A 17,020-nucleotide genomic window follows, 5' to 3' on the forward strand; every position below is an offset into this window, starting at 1 on the left:
GTGGGGTCTCCTGGCGAGACTCCCGGGCGGTAGTGTCGTTTCCGCGGACCGGAGAGTGGCATGGTGCAGATGCTTGACGAGGACGGCACCGTCGATCCGTGGCGCCGGCGATCCCGGCGTCGCCGGCAGTTGCCCCTCTGGCAGGAGCTGCCGCTGCTGCTGGTCGTCGCGTTCTGCCTGGCGGTGCTGATCCGCACCTTCCTGCTCCAGGCGTTCTTCATCCCTTCCGGGTCGATGGAGAACACCCTGCTCATCGGCGACCGGGTGCTGGTCAACAAGGTCGTCTACGACGTCCGCGAGCCGGCGCGCGGCGAGGTGGTGGTCTTCCGGGGCACCGACAGGTGGGTGGCCCAGGAGGCCCCGGCGCCGCCGACCAACTTCGTCGGACGGGTCGGTCGGACCCTCGGCGACCTGGTCGGCATCAGCCGCCCGGGGGAGAAGGACTTCATCAAGCGGGTCATCGGCGTTCCCGGTGACCGGATCTGGTGCTGTGACCAGGGCCGGGTCGTGGTCAACGGGGTGCCGCTGGACGAGCAGTCGTACGTGTCCGAGGACTCGCCGGACGACCTGCCGCCGAACGCGAGGGAGTGCCGCTCCCGGCAGTTCACCGAGGTGGTCGTACCGCCGGGGCAGATCTTCGTGATGGGCGACCACCGGCTGGTGTCCCAGGACGCCCGGTGCCAGGGGCCGGTGCCGGTCAGCAACGTGGTCGGCCGGGCCTTCATGATCGTGTGGCCGTCGCAGCGGTGGGCCACCCTGCCCGTACCGCAGACCTTCACCGACCTGCCGCAACCGGACGCGGCGCCGGCCCGGCCGGTGCCGGTGGATCCCGACCCGGCGGGCGGTGTGGTCCTGGTCATCCCGGTCACGGCCGCGCTCTCCGTTCTCGCGCGTTCGGGGCGACCGCGCCTTGCCCGGCAACGTAGGCTCCTCCCGTGATCGACGAGCAGACCGAAAAACCGCGCAGCTCCTTCTGGAAGGAGTTGCCCATCCTCCTGGGCGTGGCGATCCTGGTCGCAGTGCTGGTACGTGCCTTCGTGCTGCAGACCTTCTTCATCCCGTCGCCGTCCATGGAGAACACTCTCAAGATCGACGATCGGGTGCTGGTCAACAAACTGGTCTACGACTTCCGCTCGCCGCACCGGGGCGAGGTGATCGTCTTCAAGGCGCCCACCGCCTGGAGCGGCAACCCGAAGGGCGAGGACTTCATCAAGCGGGTGATCGGCGTCGGCGGCGACCACGTGGTCTGCTGCGACCGCACCGGCCCGCAGGAGCGGCTGGTCATCAACGGCAAGCCGATCGACGAGCCGTTCATCTTCCCGGGCAACAAGCCGGCCGACCAGGACTTCGACATCACCGTGCCGCAGGGGCGGCTCTGGGTGATGGGCGATCACCGGGAGGCCTCCGGCGACTCCCTGGAGCACTGGCAGCAGTCCGGCGAGGACATCAACGAGGCCACCATCCCCGAGGACCAGGTGGTCGGCCGGGCCTTCACGATCTTCTGGCCGCCCAGCCGGGCGACCTGGCTCACCGTGCCGAAGCAGTTCGACGGGATCCCCAATTCCTGAGCCCGGAGGGCGTGGGCGTTCGTCGGAGGCGTCTGGCAGGCTGGAGCGGTGACCGTCTACACCCCTCGTCGCGCGGCTCGGGTGCTGCTCGTCGACGCGTCCGACCGGGTGCTGCTCTTCGCCGGCACCGACCCGGGTCGGCCGGGGCACGCCTACTGGTTCACCCCTGGGGGCGGCCTGCGTCCCGGGGAGAGCCCCGCCGAGGGTGCGGCCCGGGAACTGGCCGAGGAGACCGGGCTGCGGCTGGCCCCGGCCGCGTTGGGCGTGCCGGTCCGGGCGGAGACCGTCGAGTTCCCGTTCGACGGCGTCTGGTACCGCCAGGAGCAGGAGTTCTTCCTGGTCCGGGTGCCGTCCTGGGAGGTCGACACGGCGGGCTTCGACGAGATCGAGCGGGCCAGCGTGTCCGGCCACCGGTGGTGGTCGGCGGCGGAGTTGGCGGCGACCGTCGAGCGCTACTACCCGCCGGACCTGCCGGAGCTGCTCGCCCGGGTGCTCACCGGAGGTGCGCCGTGCTGACGCCCCCGCGTACGGTGGTGCGCCGCGAGGGCGGCCTCTACGCCCTGGAACGGGCCCTGCAACGGCGGGGCTTCCGGCACGTGGCCGGTGCCGACGAGGCCGGGCGGGGCGCCTGTGCCGGCCCGCTGGTGGCCGCCGCGGCGGTGCTGCCCGAGGGGCGGCGCGGCGAGATCGAGGGGCTGGCCGATTCCAAGCTGCTCACCCCGGCCAGCCGGGAGCGGATCCACGACGAGGTGGTGTCCCGGGCCCTGGCGTACGCGGTGGTGGTGATCCCCGCCGAGGAGGTCGACGCGCGGGGGCTGCACGTGTGCAACCTGGCCGCGATGCGCCGGGCGCTCGCCTCGCTGACCACCCGTCCCGAGTACGTGCTGACCGACGGTTTCGGCGTGGATGGGCTGGACGTGCCCGGGCTGGCGGTCTGGAAGGGGGACCGGGTGGCCGCCTGCGTGGCGGCGGCCAGCGTGCTGGCCAAGGTCACCCGGGACCGGATCATGGTCGAGCTGGACGGGCGGTACCCGGGCTACGGCTTCGGCGAGCACAAGGGCTACATCACGCCGGAGCACACCGCCGCGCTGCGGGAGCTGGGGCCGTGCCGGGAGCATCGCTTCTCGTACGTGAACGTGGCGACCGTCTCCGGGCGGGACGGCCGGCCCCCACGTTCCCGGCGCCCCGCGGCCGGGGGGCCGGACGAGCCGATGGAGCGCGCCGGCACGCCAGGGGGTACCGTCGGCGTGGCGTTGGGCGAGCAGCCGCGACCTCCGGCGCCGGTGGGGGAAGATGTGGTCATGGAAGGCGGAGAGCGATGAGCGCCGAAGATCTCGAAAAGTACGAGACCGAGATGGAGCTGCAGCTCTACCGGGAGTACCGCGACATTGTCCGCCAGTTCTCCTACGTGGTGGAGACCGAGCGCCGCTTCTACCTGGCCAACCAGGTCGACCTGCACGTGCGTAACTCCGACGGCGAGGTCTACTTCGAGGTCGAGATGCACGACGCGTGGGTGTGGGACATGTACCGCCCTGCCCGGTTTGTCAAGAATGTTCGGGTGATGACGTTCAAGGACGTCAATGTGGAAGAGCTGGAAAAGCCCGACATCTCGCTTCCCGCAGATTCCGGATTCGGCAGCTGACCCCGGGCGGCGGGCCGGCCCGAACCGCCGCCCGCCGCCGGCGGATCACTCCGCCAGCACCACCACCTCGACCCGCTGCACCAGGTTGTTCGCGAAGCCACCCCGGTTCCACGGCTGCTCGACCGGCTGGGTCCGCCCCGAGGCGTCCGTCGCCCGCGCGCCCAGCACGTGACGCCCCGGCGTCGGATGCCACTCGACGTGCCAGCGCCGCCAGGCCCACGTACCCCCGGTCGGCTCGTCCAGCGTTGCCGGCACCCACGTCGCACCGCCGTCGAAGGTGACCTCGACGGCGGTGACCGGCGCGTGGCCCGACCAGGCCCGGCCGTCCACCGTGCACGGCCCCAGCCGCAGCACCCGGGTACGCGACATGAAGTCCGGGAAGCCCGGCGGGCGCACCAGGGCACGCGGCTCGATCCGGGTCACCGGCACACCCGGGTCGTCGGCGTCCTGCCGCAGCCGGTACGCCACCGCGTTCTGGTAGCCCTCGAACGGCTCGGTCAGCACCCGGATCTCGCGCAGCCACTTCACGTGCGCCATGCCGTACCAGCCGGGCACGATCAGCCGCAGCGGCGCGCCGTGCTGCGGCAGCAGGGGAGCACCGTTCATCTCGTACGCGAGCAGCACCTCCTCGCGCAACGCGTCCGCGACCGGCAGCGCCCGCCGGTAGTCCTGCTCCACGCCGCGCTCGACCCCGTGGTCCGCGCCGGTGAAGACCACGTCGACGGCGTCGGCGGCGAGCCCGGCCTCCCGCAGCAGCGGCGCCAGCGGAGTGCCCGTCCACTCGGCGTTGCCCACCGCCTCCACCAGCCAGGGCTGACTGACCGGGCGGGGGTGCAGCAGCGCCCGGCCGTTGCCTGCGCACTCGAGCGTCACCCGGTGGGTGACCCGGGGCCGCTCCCGCAGCGCGGCCAGGTCGAAACTGAGCGGGCGCCGCACCGCGCCGTCGACGGTCAGGGTGTGCGCCGCCGGGTCGACGTCCGGGATGTCGTAGTGGATGAGCAGGTAGTGCAGGCCGGCCGGGGTCACGTCGTAGCGGAGCGCCTCCAGCGGAATCCCGTGGTTGCGCGCGGCCAGTTGAAGTTCCTCGGCGCTGATCGCCTCGTCCGGCCCGGCGACCCGGGAGGGCCCGCTGGCATGGTCCACAGTGGTCATCGCTGCTTCCTCGATCCGGTCAGGGGTGGGTGAGGCGGCGGTAGCCGACGAACTCGAACATCGTCACCCCGGCCGGCAACGGGCGCGGCGTACCGGTGAAGCGGTGCACGCCGACCCCGACCCCGTCGGCCGGGCTGCTCACCGCCACCGGCGCGAAGCCCTCCTCGGCGAACCATTCGACGATGGTGGGGACCAGGTCCGGCTCGCGACGGTGCCGGGTCCAGAAGACCGTGCCGCCGGTGGCGCAGAGCGCCGCGCAGTGCCCGACCGTGGCCCGGATGTCCGCGTCGACGATGTTGCCGAACACCCCGCAGACCAGGACCAGATCCGCCGGGACGAGATCCGCGTACCGGTCGGTGAGCGCCGCGTCGCCGACCACCACCTCGACGCCGGTGAGGCCGGCCGCGGCGGCGGACTCGCGGGCCACCTCGGCGTTGCGCGGGTCCAGCTCGACCAGGCGGGCGGTGACGTCGTCCCGCCGGGGATGGGTGGCGAGCACCGGGATCAGGTCGTGCCCCTGGCCCGCGCAGAGGCTGATCGCCCGCAGCGGGCCCGCCGGCGCCGCGTCCAACGCCTCCCGGATCCGGACCCGCACCTCGGCGAGACGCCGGGACAGGGCCGAGTCGGGCTGGTCGTAGTCGGCGTGCCAGGCGTACCAGTCGGTCGTCACGCGGCCAGCATAGGCGGCGGGCCCTTACCAGATCGTCCCCGCGCGCGGGGCCCGTCCACAGGCCGGCCGCCGTCCACAGTGACCGGCTCCGGCGCTGGCCCGACCCCGCCGGGAACGGCAGGCTGCGTGGCGTGCGGACCTTTCTGCGACGGGCCGGCACGGCCCTCGGCGCCCTGCTGCTCGTGATCCCGGCGACCGGCCCGGTCGGTGCCTCGCCCCGACCAGGGGTGACCGTCCGCTCGGCGGCACCCGTCCACACGCCGACGACGGCCCGCGGGCCAGCGGCGGGCGCCGGAGGCGGGTCGATGATCGCCTCCGGTGGCGCGGAAGCAGCCACGGCGGCGGACACCGGACCCCGGCCGCGGTTCGGCTGGCCGCTGGCCGGCACGCCCCGACCGGTACGCCGGTTCGATCCACCGCCACAGCCGTGGCTGCCCGGCCACCGGGGCGTCGACCTGGCCGCCGTGCCGGGCGTCGAGGTCCGCGCCGCCGGCGCCGGGAACGTCCTCTTCGCGGGCATGGTGGCCGGCCGTCCGGTGGTGACCGTCGGGCACGCCGACGGGCTGCGCACCACCTACGAACCGGTACACCCCGAGCTGCCGGTCGGTGCCCGGGTCACGGCCGGCACGCCGATCGGCGCGCTCCTCGCCGGCCATCCGGGCTGCCCGGTCGGGGCGTGCCTGCACTGGGGGCTGCGCCGGGGCGAGGAGTACCTGGACCCGCTCGCCCTGCTCGGCCTCGGCCCGGTCCGGCTGCTTCCGCTCGACGTCCCGGCCGCCGACGCCGCTCAACCCTGGGCGAGCAGCGTGGGAAGGCGGACGGCCAGCCGGTCGTACTCGTCCGGGGTGTTGTAGACCTGACCGCAGAGGCGCAGCCAGCCCCGGCCGTTCCAGGCCGCCACCGACACCTCGGCGGCGAGCCGCTCCGCGATCCGGGACCGCAGCGCCCGCGCCGCGTCGATCGTCGTGGCGACGCCGGGCGGCAGCGGGATGAGCCGCATGGCCATCGTCGGCCCGCCGGGTTCCGGCAGGTGGGACGGCGCCACCCCGAGCGCGTCCCCGACCACCCGCTGCCCGTACGCGGCCAGCGCGGCGTTGTGCGCGCGTACCCGGTCCGGTCCCAGGCTACGCAGGGTGAACGGGCCCGCCGGGGCGGCCAACCACGACGTGTAGTCCAGCGTCGCCTGCCACTCGACCCGGGCGGGAAAGCCGCTGTCCTGTTCCCACGACACGACCAGCGGTTCGATCCGCTCCCGCCACGGCTCGGCCACCACCAGCGCGGCGGTGCCCCGCGGCGTGTACGCCCACTTGTGCAGGTTGCCGACCCAGAAGTCGGCGCCGACCGAGGCCACCGTGATCGGTAGCATGCCCGGCGCGTGCGCCCCGTCGACCAGGACCGGGATGCCCTGCTCCCGGGCCACCCCGACGATCGCCGCCGTCGGGAAGAGCCGGGCAGTGGGCGAGGTGATCTGGTCGACGATCAACAGCCGGGTACGCCCCGGGCGTAACCCGGTCCGGATGATGTCGACCACCTCTTCGTCGGTGGCGTTCAGCGGCACCGGCAGGGTCCGCGACACCGCCCCGGTACGCCGGCACTCCCGGGCCACCGAGAAGGCGACCGCCCCGTACCCGTGATCGGTGGTCAGCACCTCCTCGCCGGGGCGCAGACCGAGCGACTGGAGCACCACCGCCACGCCGGTGGTCGCGTTGCCCACCAACGCGGTGCCCTCCGGGTCCGCCCCGATGAACCGGGCCAGGTGCCGCCGCGTGTGGGCGATCCTGTCGACCAGGCCCTCGGCGAAGAAACGGAGCGGATTCGCCTCCATCTCGTCGCGCAGGCGCTGCTGGGCCCGCTGCACACCGATCGGAACCGCGCCGAACGATCCGTGGTTGAGGTGGCTGACCGACGGGTCGAGGGAGAAGAGCAGACGAGCCCCGGGAATGGGCTCGGGCGGCTGCGGGACCGTCATTCGCTGATCGTAGCCCGCCGTGGATCATCAACTCGCGGTTCTTCCGCCCTGCCGGACGGGACGGGCACGGCGGGGCAGCACCAGGGTCAGGCCCGCGGGTGCGCCTGCCGGTACGCCGCCCGCAGCCGCTCCACCGACACGTGGGCGTAGATCTGGGTGCTGGCCAGCGAGGAGTGGCCCAGCAGTTCCTGCACGGCCCGCAGATCCGCGCCGCCCTCCAGCAGATGGGTGGCCGCGGAGTGCCGCAGCCCGTGCGGGGTCGTGCGGGGCAGGCCGGCGGCCTCGGCGTAGCCGGCGACGACCCGGCGCGCCGTGGTCGGATTGAGCCGTCCGCCGCGGGCCCCCAGCAGCAGCGCCGCCCCCGAGGCGGGGCCGGCCAGGGCGGGCCTTCCCCGGCTCAACCAGGCGTCCAGAGCGCGCTGCGCCGGCACCCCGTACGGCACGGCCCGTTCCCGACCACCCTTGCCCAGGACCCGGACCACCCGGCGGGAGTGGTCGACGTCGGTGACGTCCAGCCCGCACGCCTCGCTGATCCGTACGCCGGTGCCGTAGAGCAGCTCGAGCAGCACCCGGTCGCGCAACAGCACCGCGTCACCGGATCCGACGCCGTCCGGGCCGCCGCCAGCCGACCCGGCGCCGCCAGCCGACCCGGCGCCGCCGGCCGATTCGGCGCCGTCGGGCGGTCTGCTCGTGCCGGCTGTTTCGTTCGTGCCGGCCGACTCGGTGTTGCCGGTCGGCCTGCTCGTGCCGGCTGAGCCGGTGACACCGGCTGACCCGGTGGTGCCGAGGGGCCGGGCCGGCGGGCTGGCGGCCTCGTCCTCCGCCGCCCGCGTCGCGGCCGGTTGCGGCGCGTTCATCAGGGCGACAGCCTGGTCGGCCCGCAGGACCGTGGGCAGTTCCCGGTGGGCCCGGGGACTGGCCAGCGGGGCGGCCACATCTGCGGTGATCAGGCCCGCCCGATGCGCCCACCCGCTGAACGTGCGCGCGGAGGCGGCCCGGCGGGCCAACGACGTGCGGGCCGCGCCCATCGTCCGCTGCTTCGCCAACCAGCTCCGCAGCACGATCAGATCCAGCTCCGACAGGTCGGCGCAACCCATCCGCACCGCGTGGTCGAGCAGGGAGACCAGGTCCGTCACGTACGCCCGCACGGTGTGCGCGGACCGGTTACGCACCCGGGCCAGGTGCTCGGCGAACCCGTCCACCGCCTCCCGCATCTCCAGCGGCAGCGCCTCGTGGGCCGCCCGCGTGCCGCGCCGCTCGGCACTCACCGGCGTCCCCCGGATCGCCCGTTGACCGGCCGTCCGACCGGGACCGGAGCCCCGGTCACACGGCGGGCCGTGCCGGTGGACCAGAACGGGCGGGGAGCATCGTTCGGAGACGTCCCGCAGCCGGTGCGGACGCTGCTGTCGGCGGACACCGGCCCAGCGTACGGCCGCGCCGCCCGGGTCGCCCCGAGGCGGCACCCGGCCGCGTCACGATCCGGCCTTCGGGGCGCCACCCTTCTCGGTCGGTGGTGCGAGCGCGTAGCCGTCGTCGCGGCGGACCACCACGGCCAGCTCCTCCAGCATGGACAGCTTGCGCATGGCGGTACGCAGGTCCACCCCGGCGCGGGCCGCGACGCTGTCCAGGCCCAGCGCCTTGCGCCGGGGCAGCGCCTCCAGCACCTGGACCGCCTCGTCGTCGAGCCGGTCCCGAAGCCGTTCCGGTGCCCGTACGGGCGGGGCCAGATCGTCGCCGATCCGGCCCACCTCCTCCAGCACGTGCGCCACGCCGGTGACCAGCCGGGCCTTGGGCTGCTCCCGCAGCAGCTCGTGCGCGCCCACCGACATCGCCGAGGTGACCGGGCCCGGCACCACCATGCCCGGCCGACCGACCCCGATCGCCCGGTTCAGGGTCTGGGTCGCGCCGCTGCGGGCCGCCGCCTCCACCAGCACCGTCCCGAGCGTGCCGGCCGCGATGACCCGGTTGCGGATGAGGAACCGGGGCCGTAGCGGGTCGGCGCCCGGCAGCCACTCGCTGACCAGCAGGCCGCTGTCCGCGATCCGGTCGAAGAGCGCTGCGTTGCCCATCGGGTACGGGCGGTCCACCCCGCAGGCCAGCACGGCGACGGTGACCCCGCCGGCGGTCAACGCGCCCCGGTGCGCGGCGGAGTCGATGCCGAAGGCACCACCGGAGACCACCGTCCAGTCCCGGTCGGCCAGCCCGTAGCCGAGTTCGGTGGCCACGTGCGTCCCGTACGGGGTCGCAGCCCGGGCGCCGACGACGGCGACGGAACGGTCCAACGCCTGCCCGAGCGGCCAGGCGCCGCGTACCCAGAAACAGAGCGGTGGCGCCGTCTCCAGGTCGACCCGGCGTTCGGCCCCCGGCAGGATCAGCCTGCGCAGGTTCGCGACCCGGGCCGGCCACTCGTCGTCCTCCGGGGTGACCACCCGTGCGCCGAGCCGCTCGGTACGCGCCAGAGCCTGCTCCGCCGCCGCCCTGGCGTCGCCGCCCGCCGAGCGGGCGGCCACCGTGGACCGCAGCGCCCGGTCCGGAGCACCGCCGTCGAGCAGCAGGTCCAGGGTGGCGACCGGGCCGAGCCGGTCGACCAGCCGGTGCACCGACCATGTCCCCGGCTCGGTCAGCCAGGTCAGGGCGACCCGCGCCAGCCGGCGGTCCGCCATCGTGGTCATGCCGGCACTCCGCTTCGCTCCGTGCCGTCATGAGCCACCACGGCACCGGGCCTGATGATTCGCTCGCTGCGCTCGCTCATGCGCCCTCTCCCGTCCTGAGCTGGATTGCCTCCGCGATGTCCCCGCCGTCCGGGCGGTCCCGCCCGTCCAGGTCGGCGATGGTCCAGGCGAGCCGCATGACCCGATCGAAGCCGCGGGCGGAGAGCGAACCGGAGTCGAGCCGCTTGCGCAGCTCGCGGGTGTCCCGCCCGGGCAGCCGCCACGGTGGGCGGCGCAGGTACGGGCCGGGGACCTCGGCGTTCACCCGGCGGCCGGTGGACGCCCACCGGTCGGCGGCGGCCCGGCGTGCGGCGGCGACCCGGGCGGCCACGGTCTGGGACGACTCGTTCGGCGTGCTTGTCTCGAGCAGCTCCGCCGCCCGTACCGGCAGCAGTCGGACCTGCACGTCGACCCGGTCGAGCAGCGGCCCGGAAAGCCGGCCCAGGTAGCGCCGCCGGGCCAGCGGAGTGCACTCGCAGGCCGCGTCCCCGGACGGCTTCGCGCAGGGGCAGGGGTTGGCGGCCAGCACCAGTTGCGTGCGCGCCGGGTATTCCGTCGCGCCCCGGGTCCGGGCGACCCGCACCTGGCCGCTCTCCAACGGTTGGCGCAGCGCCTCCAGCGCCCCCTTGCTGAACTCGGGCGCCTCGTCGAGGAAGAGAACGCCGCGATGGGCCAGCGACACCGCGCCCGGCCGGGCCAGCCCGGACCCGCCGCCGACCAGGGCGGGGACCGTGGCCGTGTGGTGCGGCGCCTGGAACGGCGGCCGGCGGAGCAGCCGTCCGCCGGGCGGCAGGAGCCCGGCGATGGAGTGCAGGGCGGTGACCTCCAGCGCGGCGTCGTCGTCCAGCTCCGGCAGGATCGACGGAAGTCGCTCGGCGAGCATGGTCTTGCCGGCCCCCGGAGGCCCGAGCAGCGCCAGGTGGTGCCCGCCCGCCGCGGCCACCTCCAGTGCCCGCCGGCCGAGCTGCTGCCCGGCCACCTCGGCGAGGTCAGGACCGCCCTCGTCGGCGGCCGGCGCGAACTCCGGTGGTGGGAGCAGCGGCGAGCCGTCCCGCACGAAGGCGACCAGCCGATGCAGGTTGTCGACCGCGCGTACCTGGACGCCGGGGATCACCGCAGCCTCGGCGGCATTGCCGACGGGCACCACCACCCGCGGAAAACCAGCGCTGGCCGCGGCGGCGACCATCGGCAGCACACCCCGCACCGGGCGGACCGCGCCGTCCAGGCCGAGCTCGCCGAGGATCACCGTCCGCTCCAGGGGCAGCAGCGGCAGCTCGCCCGAGCCGCCGAGCACCGCCGCCGCGATGGCCAGGTCGAACGCGGACCCGCACTTCGGCAGGGTGGCCGGGAGCAGGTTGAGGGTGATCCGCCGGTTCGGCCACTTCTGGCCGGAGTTGACGATGGCCGCGCGGACCCGGTCCCGGGCCTCGTGCAGGGCCGTGTCGGGCAGGCCGGAGATCGCCACGCCCGGCAGCCCGGGCGCCAGGTCGGCCTCCACCTCCACGACGTGCCCGGCCACCCCGACCAGGCCAACGCAGAGCACCTTGGCGTAGCTCATGGCTAGAACGCGCCCCTCAGGTGCTCGACCCGGGCCGGGCCGGCGACCGGGAGCCGGACGGCCAGCACGTCGAAGCGGACCTCCTCGGCGACGGTGCCCGTCTCGGCCAGCCAACGGGCGGCCAGGCCGCGCAGCCGGCGTGCCTTCGCCGGCACGACCGCCTCGGCCGGGGTGCCGAAGTCCTCCGTACGGCGGGTCTTCACCTCGCAGAAGGCGAGCACCGGTCCGTCCCAGGCGATGATGTCGATCTCCCCGCCCGGGCAGCGCCAGTTCCGGGCGACCGGGCGCAGCCCCGCCTCGATCAGGTGCCGGACGGCGCACCGCTCCCCGTACGCGCCGACGGCCTGGTTCCGCTTCGTCATGCCGGCCACGGTGCGCGTTCGGCGGCCCGGCGGTGGGGTTTCACCCGGTGCCCTGTGGACGACGGGGTGCCCTGTGGACGGGCGGACGATCATGCCCCGACTGTGCTAGAGGCCGCCGCGTCGGGTGCTGAGCGTGCCATCGCCCAGCCGCGAGCAGTCACTCAGCGTGTTCGCGACGGACCGGTCGGTGTGGCGCCGACCAGCGGTGAGAGCTGGCACGGGGGTGGATGGCGCGCGTGGAGCCGGTCGCATACGGTGCCGGTCGTGGACGGACGAAGGAGCTTTCCCGAGGATCAGCAGGGGTCGCACTGGAACGACCCCGGATACGCCGAGCCAGGTTGGCGCGCCGCCAGCGAGCCGCGCTACCGCGACGACGACCTCCAGGCCCCGGAGCAGCGCACCGGCGAGACCCGATACGGCGACCCGGGACGGTTCGGCGCGGCCGACCCGCTGGGCGACGACACCGACAGCTACCGGGGGGCGCGCCGGCTGGGCGACCCGGAGATCTCCGGGGAACTGCCGGGCGAGCGCGGCCGCCGGGCGGCGCGCGAGGCCGGCGACCCCGCCGGGGGCGTGCGCGAGAGCGGGGCCGACCCGCTCGGCCTGGACCGTACCGGCGACGCGCTGCGCCCGCTGGGCGGTTACCCGATCGTCGAGCCCTCCCACCCGGCCGAACCGGCCGTCGCCGCCCCGTCGCCGATCACCGTCGGGGACCGGCCGTCGCACGGTATGCCCACGCCGCTGACCGTCGGGGAGCGGCCCGCCGTGCCCCCGACCGAGGCGGTGGGCGGCCCCGCGCCGCACCCGTTGGACCTGCCGACCGGCCCGATGCCCTCGGTCGCGCCCCGGCTGGACGGCCCGCCGCCGGGGGACGGCGTCTACCGGACCCGGCGGCCGGCGCTCGCGATGCTGCTGGCGGTGCTGGTGCTGGCCCTGGAGGTCCCCGCGCTACGGGTGCTCCTGCGCGGCGTGGTGGGCGATCCGGTCTCGACCTCGCACGTCGTGGTGGGCTCGTTCCTCGTGCTGGGGCTGCCGATCTTCGGCGTGGGGCTGTACGGGCTGCGCACCGGCGGGCTGGCGCTCGCCGACGGCAGCCGCGGCTGGCTCCGGCCGCCGACGGCGTACCTCACCGTCGGGCTCGTGCTCTTCGTCGCGGCGGCGCTCGCCGCCCGCTGACCCCCGTGGCGCTCGCTGCCGGTCTGCCGGCCGTGGCGCTCGCCGGCGGCTGATCCGCCGGGCCCGTCCGCCCGTCGAGACGGGCGGGGCCGCGCCAGATCCGCGCACTCTCGCTCAAAGCGGTCCAAGATACCCGGGCCGCGCGATCTCGGGGCGGGAGCGGACCTCGGGACGCCGCCGGCCGGGCGCACCGGCGAGCGCTGCGGCCGGGCGGAGGCCGGAACCGACCTGGTGTGCGTTCCCGCACCCCGGGACCGGCGTACGGGGAAGGGGCGTACACTGGTCGACTGGCGACCGCCGTGCGCGGTCGACCTCGCGCGCCCTCTCCGCGACCAGTTCGCGGGGCGGCGGCCTCCCTGGTCCCGATCTTGATCGGGTCCCGTCACGGCCGGCGACCGGGTGCCAGGCGTCCGGCCGCCGGCCGGACGGGACAACCAGGGAAATTAGGAGTAACACCATGGCCGTCGTGACCATGCGTCAGCTGCTGGAGAGCGGTGTCCACTTCGGGCACCAGACCCGGCGCTGGAACCCGAAGATGAAGCGCTTCATCTTCACCGAGCGCAACGGCATCTACATCATCGACCTGCGCCAGACCCTCGACTACATCGAGAAGGCGTACGACTTCGTGCGCAACACCGTCGCCGAGGGTGGCAGTATCCTCTTCGTCGGCACCAAGAAGCAGGCCCAGGAGGCCATCGCCGAGCAGGCGACCCGGGTCGGCCAGCCGTACGTGAACCACCGCTGGCTCGGCGGCATGCTGACCAACTTCCAGACGGTGTACAAGCGGCTCCAGCGGATGAAGGAGCTGGAGGCTCTCGGTGACCTGAGCGGCACCGCCGCCGGGTACACCAAGAAGGAGACCCTGCAGCTCTCCCGCGAGAAGGACAAGCTGACCAAGACCCTCGGCGGTCTGCGGGACATGCAGAAGCTTCCGGCTGCGGTCTGGGTGGTCGACACCAAGAAGGAGCACATCGCCGTCGACGAGGCCCGCAAGCTGGGCATCCCGGTGATCGCCGTGCTCGACACCAACTGCGACCCGGACGAGGTCGACTTCCCGATCCCGGGTAACGACGACGCCATCCGCTCGGCCGAGCTGCTGACCAAGGTCGTCGCCGCCGCCGTCGCCGACGGTCTGATCGCCCGCTCCGGCCGCCGGCGCGGCACCGACGAGAAGCCCGAGGCGGGCCAGGTCGGCGCCGACGAGCCGCTGGCCGAGTGGGAGCGTGAGCTGCTCGAGGAGCCGAAGAAGAGCGACGAGCAGCCGGCGACCACCGCCGCGGAGTGATCGAACCGTCCGCGTCCCCACCGTCCGATTTTCCGGCCAGTGGGGACGCGGACGGGTCCCCGGGCACATTTGGCCCGGATCCGGGTAACCGGCACCCAGACCATCCCACCGCAGCCTCAAGACCCGAAGAGAGAGCCATGTCCAACTTCACCGCCGCGGACGTCAAGAAGCTCCGCGACCTCACCGGCGCCGGCATGATGGACTGCAAGAAGGCGCTGACCGAGGCCGAGGGCGACTTCGACAAGGCCGTCGAGATCCTGCGCGTCAAGGGCGCCAAGGACGTCGGCAAGCGGGCCAGCCGTACCGCCGCCAACGGCCTCGTCGCGCACTCCGGCCAGGCGCTGCTCGAGCTCAACTGCGAGACCGACTTCGTCGCCAAGAACGACGCCTTCATCGTGCTGGCCCAGCAGCTCGTCGAGCACGGCGTGGCCAGCGGCGTGAGCAACGCCGAGGAGCTGCTCGCCAGCACCATCGACGGCAAGAGCGTCGCCGACCTGATCCAGGAGCAGTCGGCCAAGATCGGCGAGAAGCTGGTCCTCAACCGTTTCGGCAAGCTCGACGGCACCACCGCGGTCTACCTGCACCGCAAGAGCCAGGATCTGCCGCCGGCCGTCGGTGTGCTGGTGCAGTACGCCGGCAAGAGCGACGAGGCCGCCGACGCGGATGCCCGCGGCGTGGCCATGCAGATCGCCGCCATGCGGCCGAAGTACCTCACCCGCGACGAGGTCCCGGCCGAGGTCGTCGACTCGGAGCGGCGCATCGCCGAGCAGACCGCCCGTGAGGAGAGCAAGCCCGAGGCGGCGCTGCCGAAGATCGTCGAGGGCCGGGTCAACAGCTTCTTCAAGGACTTCGTGCTGCTGGAGCAGTCGTCGGTCGCCGACAACAAGAAGTCGGTGAAGCAGGTGCTGGCCGAGGCCGGCATCGAGGTCACCAGCTTCCTGCGGTTCGAGGTCGGCCAGGCCTGAGCCGCCGCCCCGGGCGTATGACGCGCCCGTGGCCAGGGAAACGTCGACGAGGAGGCCGCCGGTGTACGTGACAGGCACCGCGGCCTCCTCGTCGCATAAGGTCGGCAACGGCAGGTACGCGGTACGCGCGCCCGGGGTGCGCGACGGAAGGGGCGGGGCGGATGACGCAGGTTGTGAGTGACCGGAGCCTGGCGGCGGATGATCCGACCGCCCCACCGCCCGGCCGGGCCCGACGGGTGGTGCTGAAGCTCTCGGGCGAGGTCTTCGGCGGCGGCGCGATCGGCGTCGACCCGGACGTCGTGCAGGGCATCGCCCGGCAGATCGCCACCGTGGTCCGCCGTGGCGTACAGGTCTCCGTGGTGGTTGGTGGCGGCAACTTCTTCCGCGGCGCGGAGCTGCAGAAGCGCGGCATGGACCGGGCTCGGGCCGACTACATGGGCATGCTCGGCACCGTGATGAACTGCCTGGCCCTCCAGGACTTCCTGGAGAAGGAGGGCATCGAGACGCGGGTGCAGAGCGCGATCACCATGGCCCAGGTCGCCGAGCCGTACATCCCGCTGCGCGCGATCCGGCACCTGGAGAAGGGTCGGGTGGTCATCTTCGGCGCGGGCGCCGGGATGCCGTACTTCTCCACCGACACGGTCGCGGCCCAGCGGGCGCTGGAGATCCGCGCCGACGTGGTGCTGATGAGCAAGAACGGCGTGGACGCGGTCTACACCGCCGACCCCCGGATCGACCCCACCGCGAGCAAGCTCGACTCGATCACCTTCTCCGAGGTGCTGCGCCGCAACCTGCGGGTGGCCGACGCCGCGGCGTTCAGCCTCTGCATGGAGAACGGCCTGCCGATGCTGGTCTTCGGCGCCCAGGGCGACGACACGATCGTCCGCGCCGTCGGCGGTGAGAAGATCGGCACCCTGATCACCGCCTGAGCGGCCCGCCGAGCCGGCAGCGGTCCTCCGATACGACCCAGTTCACGACGAGCAACAGAAGGAGGCGAGGAGACCGGTGATCGACGACACCCTCCTCGAGGCCGAGGAGAAGATGGAGCGTGCCATCGAGCACGCCAAGGAGGAGTTCGGCGGCATCCGCACCGGTCGCGCCAACGCCGCCATGTTCTCGCGGATCGTCATCGACTATTACGGCAGCCCCACGCCGCTGCCCCAGATGGCCTCCATCGCGGTCCCGGAACCGCGCATGGTGATCATCAAGCCGTACGACAACTCGCAGCTCAACGCGATGGAAAAGGCGATCCGCGACTCCGACCTCGGGGTGAACCCGAACAACGAGGGCAACCAGCTGCGCATCCTGCTCCCGCAGATGACCGAGGAGCGGCGCCGCGAGATGATCAAGGTCGCCCGGCAGAAGGGCGAGGAGGCCAAGGTGGCCGTCCGCAACATCCGCCGTAAGGGCAAGGAAGAGCTGGACCGCCTGGTCAAGGACGGCGAGGTCGGCGAGGACGACGGCCGGCGTGCCGAGAAGGAGCTGGACGACCTGACCCAGCGGTTCGTCGCCAACGTCGACGAGCTGGTCAAGCACAAGGAGAACGAGCTGCTCGAGGTCTGAGCGGCCCGCCACCCGTCACGGCACCGGCGTGCCGCCGCCCAGCCCGGGTGGCGGAGCCGGTGCCGTCGTCGTGGCCGGGCCATCGTCCGCCGTGCCGGGTTCCCCGGTGCAGTAGGCTCGGCACGACCCCCGACCACCACGGGGTGAACGGCGGGGATCTCCCGGCCGTCGGGTCGGTCAACCGGAACAGTCACGCCTGTAGGGGATGGTCTTGGTCTTGCGTCATGTGGTGGCTCTCGTACCGCTTCCGCTCGGTACGTGATGTCCCGCCCCGACCCCTACGGCGCCGCCGAGTCACGCGGCTGGGACCGATCGGCCCCGCTGCCGTGGCCCGAGACCGACCTCGAACCGCAGCCCTGGCGCCAGTCGGGCGGCCCGGAGGCGTACGTGGAATCGTCC

General features: G+C 73.6%; 17 protein-coding genes and 1 pseudogene. 11 read left to right on the forward strand and 7 right to left on the reverse strand.

Features of this window, described 5'->3' with window-relative positions; genetic code table 11:
• Positions 1-60: 60 nt before the first annotated feature.
• The 5 genes and pseudogenes from lepB (GA0070621_RS00950) to GA0070621_RS00970 all read left to right on the forward strand — a co-directional run bounded on the left by lepB (GA0070621_RS00950) (position 61) and on the right by GA0070621_RS00970 (position 3,210).
• A pseudogene (lepB, locus tag GA0070621_RS00950) lies at positions 61-926 on the forward strand (signal peptidase I).
• Between the two features lie 9 nt (positions 927-935).
• Complete coding sequence (gene lepB, locus GA0070621_RS00955; protein WP_091190546.1) at positions 936-1,568, forward strand: signal peptidase I; 633 nt, start codon at positions 936-938, stop codon at positions 1,566-1,568.
• 48 nt (positions 1,569-1,616) lie between these two features.
• Positions 1,617-2,084, forward strand: a complete 468-nt coding sequence (locus GA0070621_RS00960) for an NUDIX hydrolase (protein WP_091190553.1) — start codon at positions 1,617-1,619, stop codon at positions 2,082-2,084.
• Positions 2,078-2,890, forward strand: a complete 813-nt coding sequence (locus tag GA0070621_RS00965) for a ribonuclease HII (protein WP_091190557.1) — start codon at positions 2,078-2,080, stop codon at positions 2,888-2,890. Before GA0070621_RS00960 ends, GA0070621_RS00965 begins: the two co-directional genes overlap by 7 nt.
• Entirely contained in the window at positions 2,887-3,210 is a 324-nt protein-coding gene (locus GA0070621_RS00970) for a DUF2469 domain-containing protein (protein ID WP_011905215.1), read from the forward strand. Before GA0070621_RS00965 ends, GA0070621_RS00970 begins: the two co-directional genes overlap by 4 nt.
• Before the next feature lie 45 nt (positions 3,211-3,255).
• Here GA0070621_RS00970 and GA0070621_RS00975 read toward each other — a convergent pair whose 3' ends face one another.
• Together GA0070621_RS00975 and GA0070621_RS00980 are read right to left on the reverse strand one after the other, a co-directional pair.
• Positions 3,256-4,362 (reverse strand): sulfite oxidase, encoded by a 1,107-nt coding sequence (locus tag GA0070621_RS00975; protein WP_091190559.1) that lies wholly within the window; start codon positions 4,360-4,362, stop codon positions 3,256-3,258.
• 19 nt (positions 4,363-4,381) lie between these two features.
• Positions 4,382-5,032, reverse strand: a complete 651-nt coding sequence (locus GA0070621_RS00980) for a class I SAM-dependent methyltransferase (RefSeq protein WP_091190561.1) — start codon at positions 5,030-5,032, stop codon at positions 4,382-4,384.
• 131 nt (positions 5,033-5,163) lie between these two features.
• Here GA0070621_RS00980 and GA0070621_RS00985 point away from each other — a divergent pair, with 131 nt between their 5' ends.
• The gene (locus tag GA0070621_RS00985; protein ID WP_167666477.1) at positions 5,164-5,886 is read left to right on the forward strand and encodes a M23 family metallopeptidase; all 723 of its coding nucleotides are present in this window, start codon (positions 5,164-5,166) and stop codon (positions 5,884-5,886) included.
• On the opposite strand, the gene GA0070621_RS00990 is transcribed toward GA0070621_RS00985, so the two are convergent.
• The 5 genes from GA0070621_RS00990 to GA0070621_RS01010 form a co-directional block, all read right to left on the reverse strand.
• Positions 5,820-7,001: an aminotransferase class V-fold PLP-dependent enzyme gene (locus GA0070621_RS00990; RefSeq protein WP_091190565.1), complete on the reverse strand. Its 1,182-nt coding sequence runs from the start codon at positions 6,999-7,001 to the stop codon at positions 5,820-5,822. The genes GA0070621_RS00985 and GA0070621_RS00990 overlap by 67 nt on opposite strands.
• A gap of 86 nt (positions 7,002-7,087) precedes the next feature.
• Complete coding sequence (locus tag GA0070621_RS00995) at positions 7,088-8,215, reverse strand: tyrosine recombinase XerC (RefSeq protein WP_197673964.1); 1,128 nt, start codon at positions 8,213-8,215, stop codon at positions 7,088-7,090.
• 258 nt (positions 8,216-8,473) lie between these two features.
• Positions 8,474-9,673 (reverse strand): DNA-processing protein DprA, encoded by a 1,200-nt coding sequence (locus GA0070621_RS01000; protein WP_091190573.1) that lies wholly within the window; start codon positions 9,671-9,673, stop codon positions 8,474-8,476.
• A 76-nt stretch (positions 9,674-9,749) separates the two neighbouring features.
• Positions 9,750-11,270 (reverse strand): YifB family Mg chelatase-like AAA ATPase, encoded by a 1,521-nt coding sequence (locus GA0070621_RS01005; protein WP_091190577.1) that lies wholly within the window; start codon positions 11,268-11,270, stop codon positions 9,750-9,752.
• 2 nt (positions 11,271-11,272) lie between these two features.
• Complete coding sequence (locus tag GA0070621_RS01010; protein ID WP_091201833.1) at positions 11,273-11,632, reverse strand: YraN family protein; 360 nt, start codon at positions 11,630-11,632, stop codon at positions 11,273-11,275.
• 255 nt (positions 11,633-11,887) lie between these two features.
• Between GA0070621_RS01010 and GA0070621_RS01015 the strand changes: the two genes are divergently transcribed.
• The 5 genes from GA0070621_RS01015 to frr all read left to right on the forward strand — a co-directional run bounded on the left by GA0070621_RS01015 (position 11,888) and on the right by frr (position 16,621).
• Positions 11,888-12,808, forward strand: a complete 921-nt coding sequence (locus tag GA0070621_RS01015) for a hypothetical protein (RefSeq protein ID WP_091190580.1) — start codon at positions 11,888-11,890, stop codon at positions 12,806-12,808.
• A 457-nt stretch (positions 12,809-13,265) separates the two neighbouring features.
• Positions 13,266-14,093 carry a 30S ribosomal protein S2 gene (gene rpsB, locus GA0070621_RS01020; protein ID WP_091190583.1) on the forward strand — a complete coding sequence of 276 codons (828 nt, stop codon included), beginning with the start codon at positions 13,266-13,268 and terminating at the stop codon, positions 14,091-14,093.
• Between the two features lie 137 nt (positions 14,094-14,230).
• On the forward strand, positions 14,231-15,058 hold the full coding sequence (tsf, locus tag GA0070621_RS01025; protein WP_091190587.1) for a translation elongation factor Ts: 828 nt from the start codon (positions 14,231-14,233) through the stop codon (positions 15,056-15,058).
• A 161-nt stretch (positions 15,059-15,219) separates the two neighbouring features.
• The gene (gene pyrH / locus GA0070621_RS01030; RefSeq protein WP_091190591.1) at positions 15,220-15,987 is read left to right on the forward strand and encodes a UMP kinase; all 768 of its coding nucleotides are present in this window, start codon (positions 15,220-15,222) and stop codon (positions 15,985-15,987) included.
• 76 nt (positions 15,988-16,063) lie between these two features.
• A complete protein-coding gene (gene frr / locus GA0070621_RS01035) occupies positions 16,064-16,621 on the forward strand; it encodes a ribosome recycling factor (protein ID WP_091190595.1) in 558 nt (185 codons plus the stop codon).
• Positions 16,622-17,020 lie beyond the last annotated feature (399 nt).

Origin of the sequence: Micromonospora narathiwatensis (assembly GCF_900089605.1) — a bacterium.
GTDB classification, from domain to species: domain Bacteria; phylum Actinomycetota; class Actinomycetes; order Mycobacteriales; family Micromonosporaceae; genus Micromonospora; species Micromonospora narathiwatensis.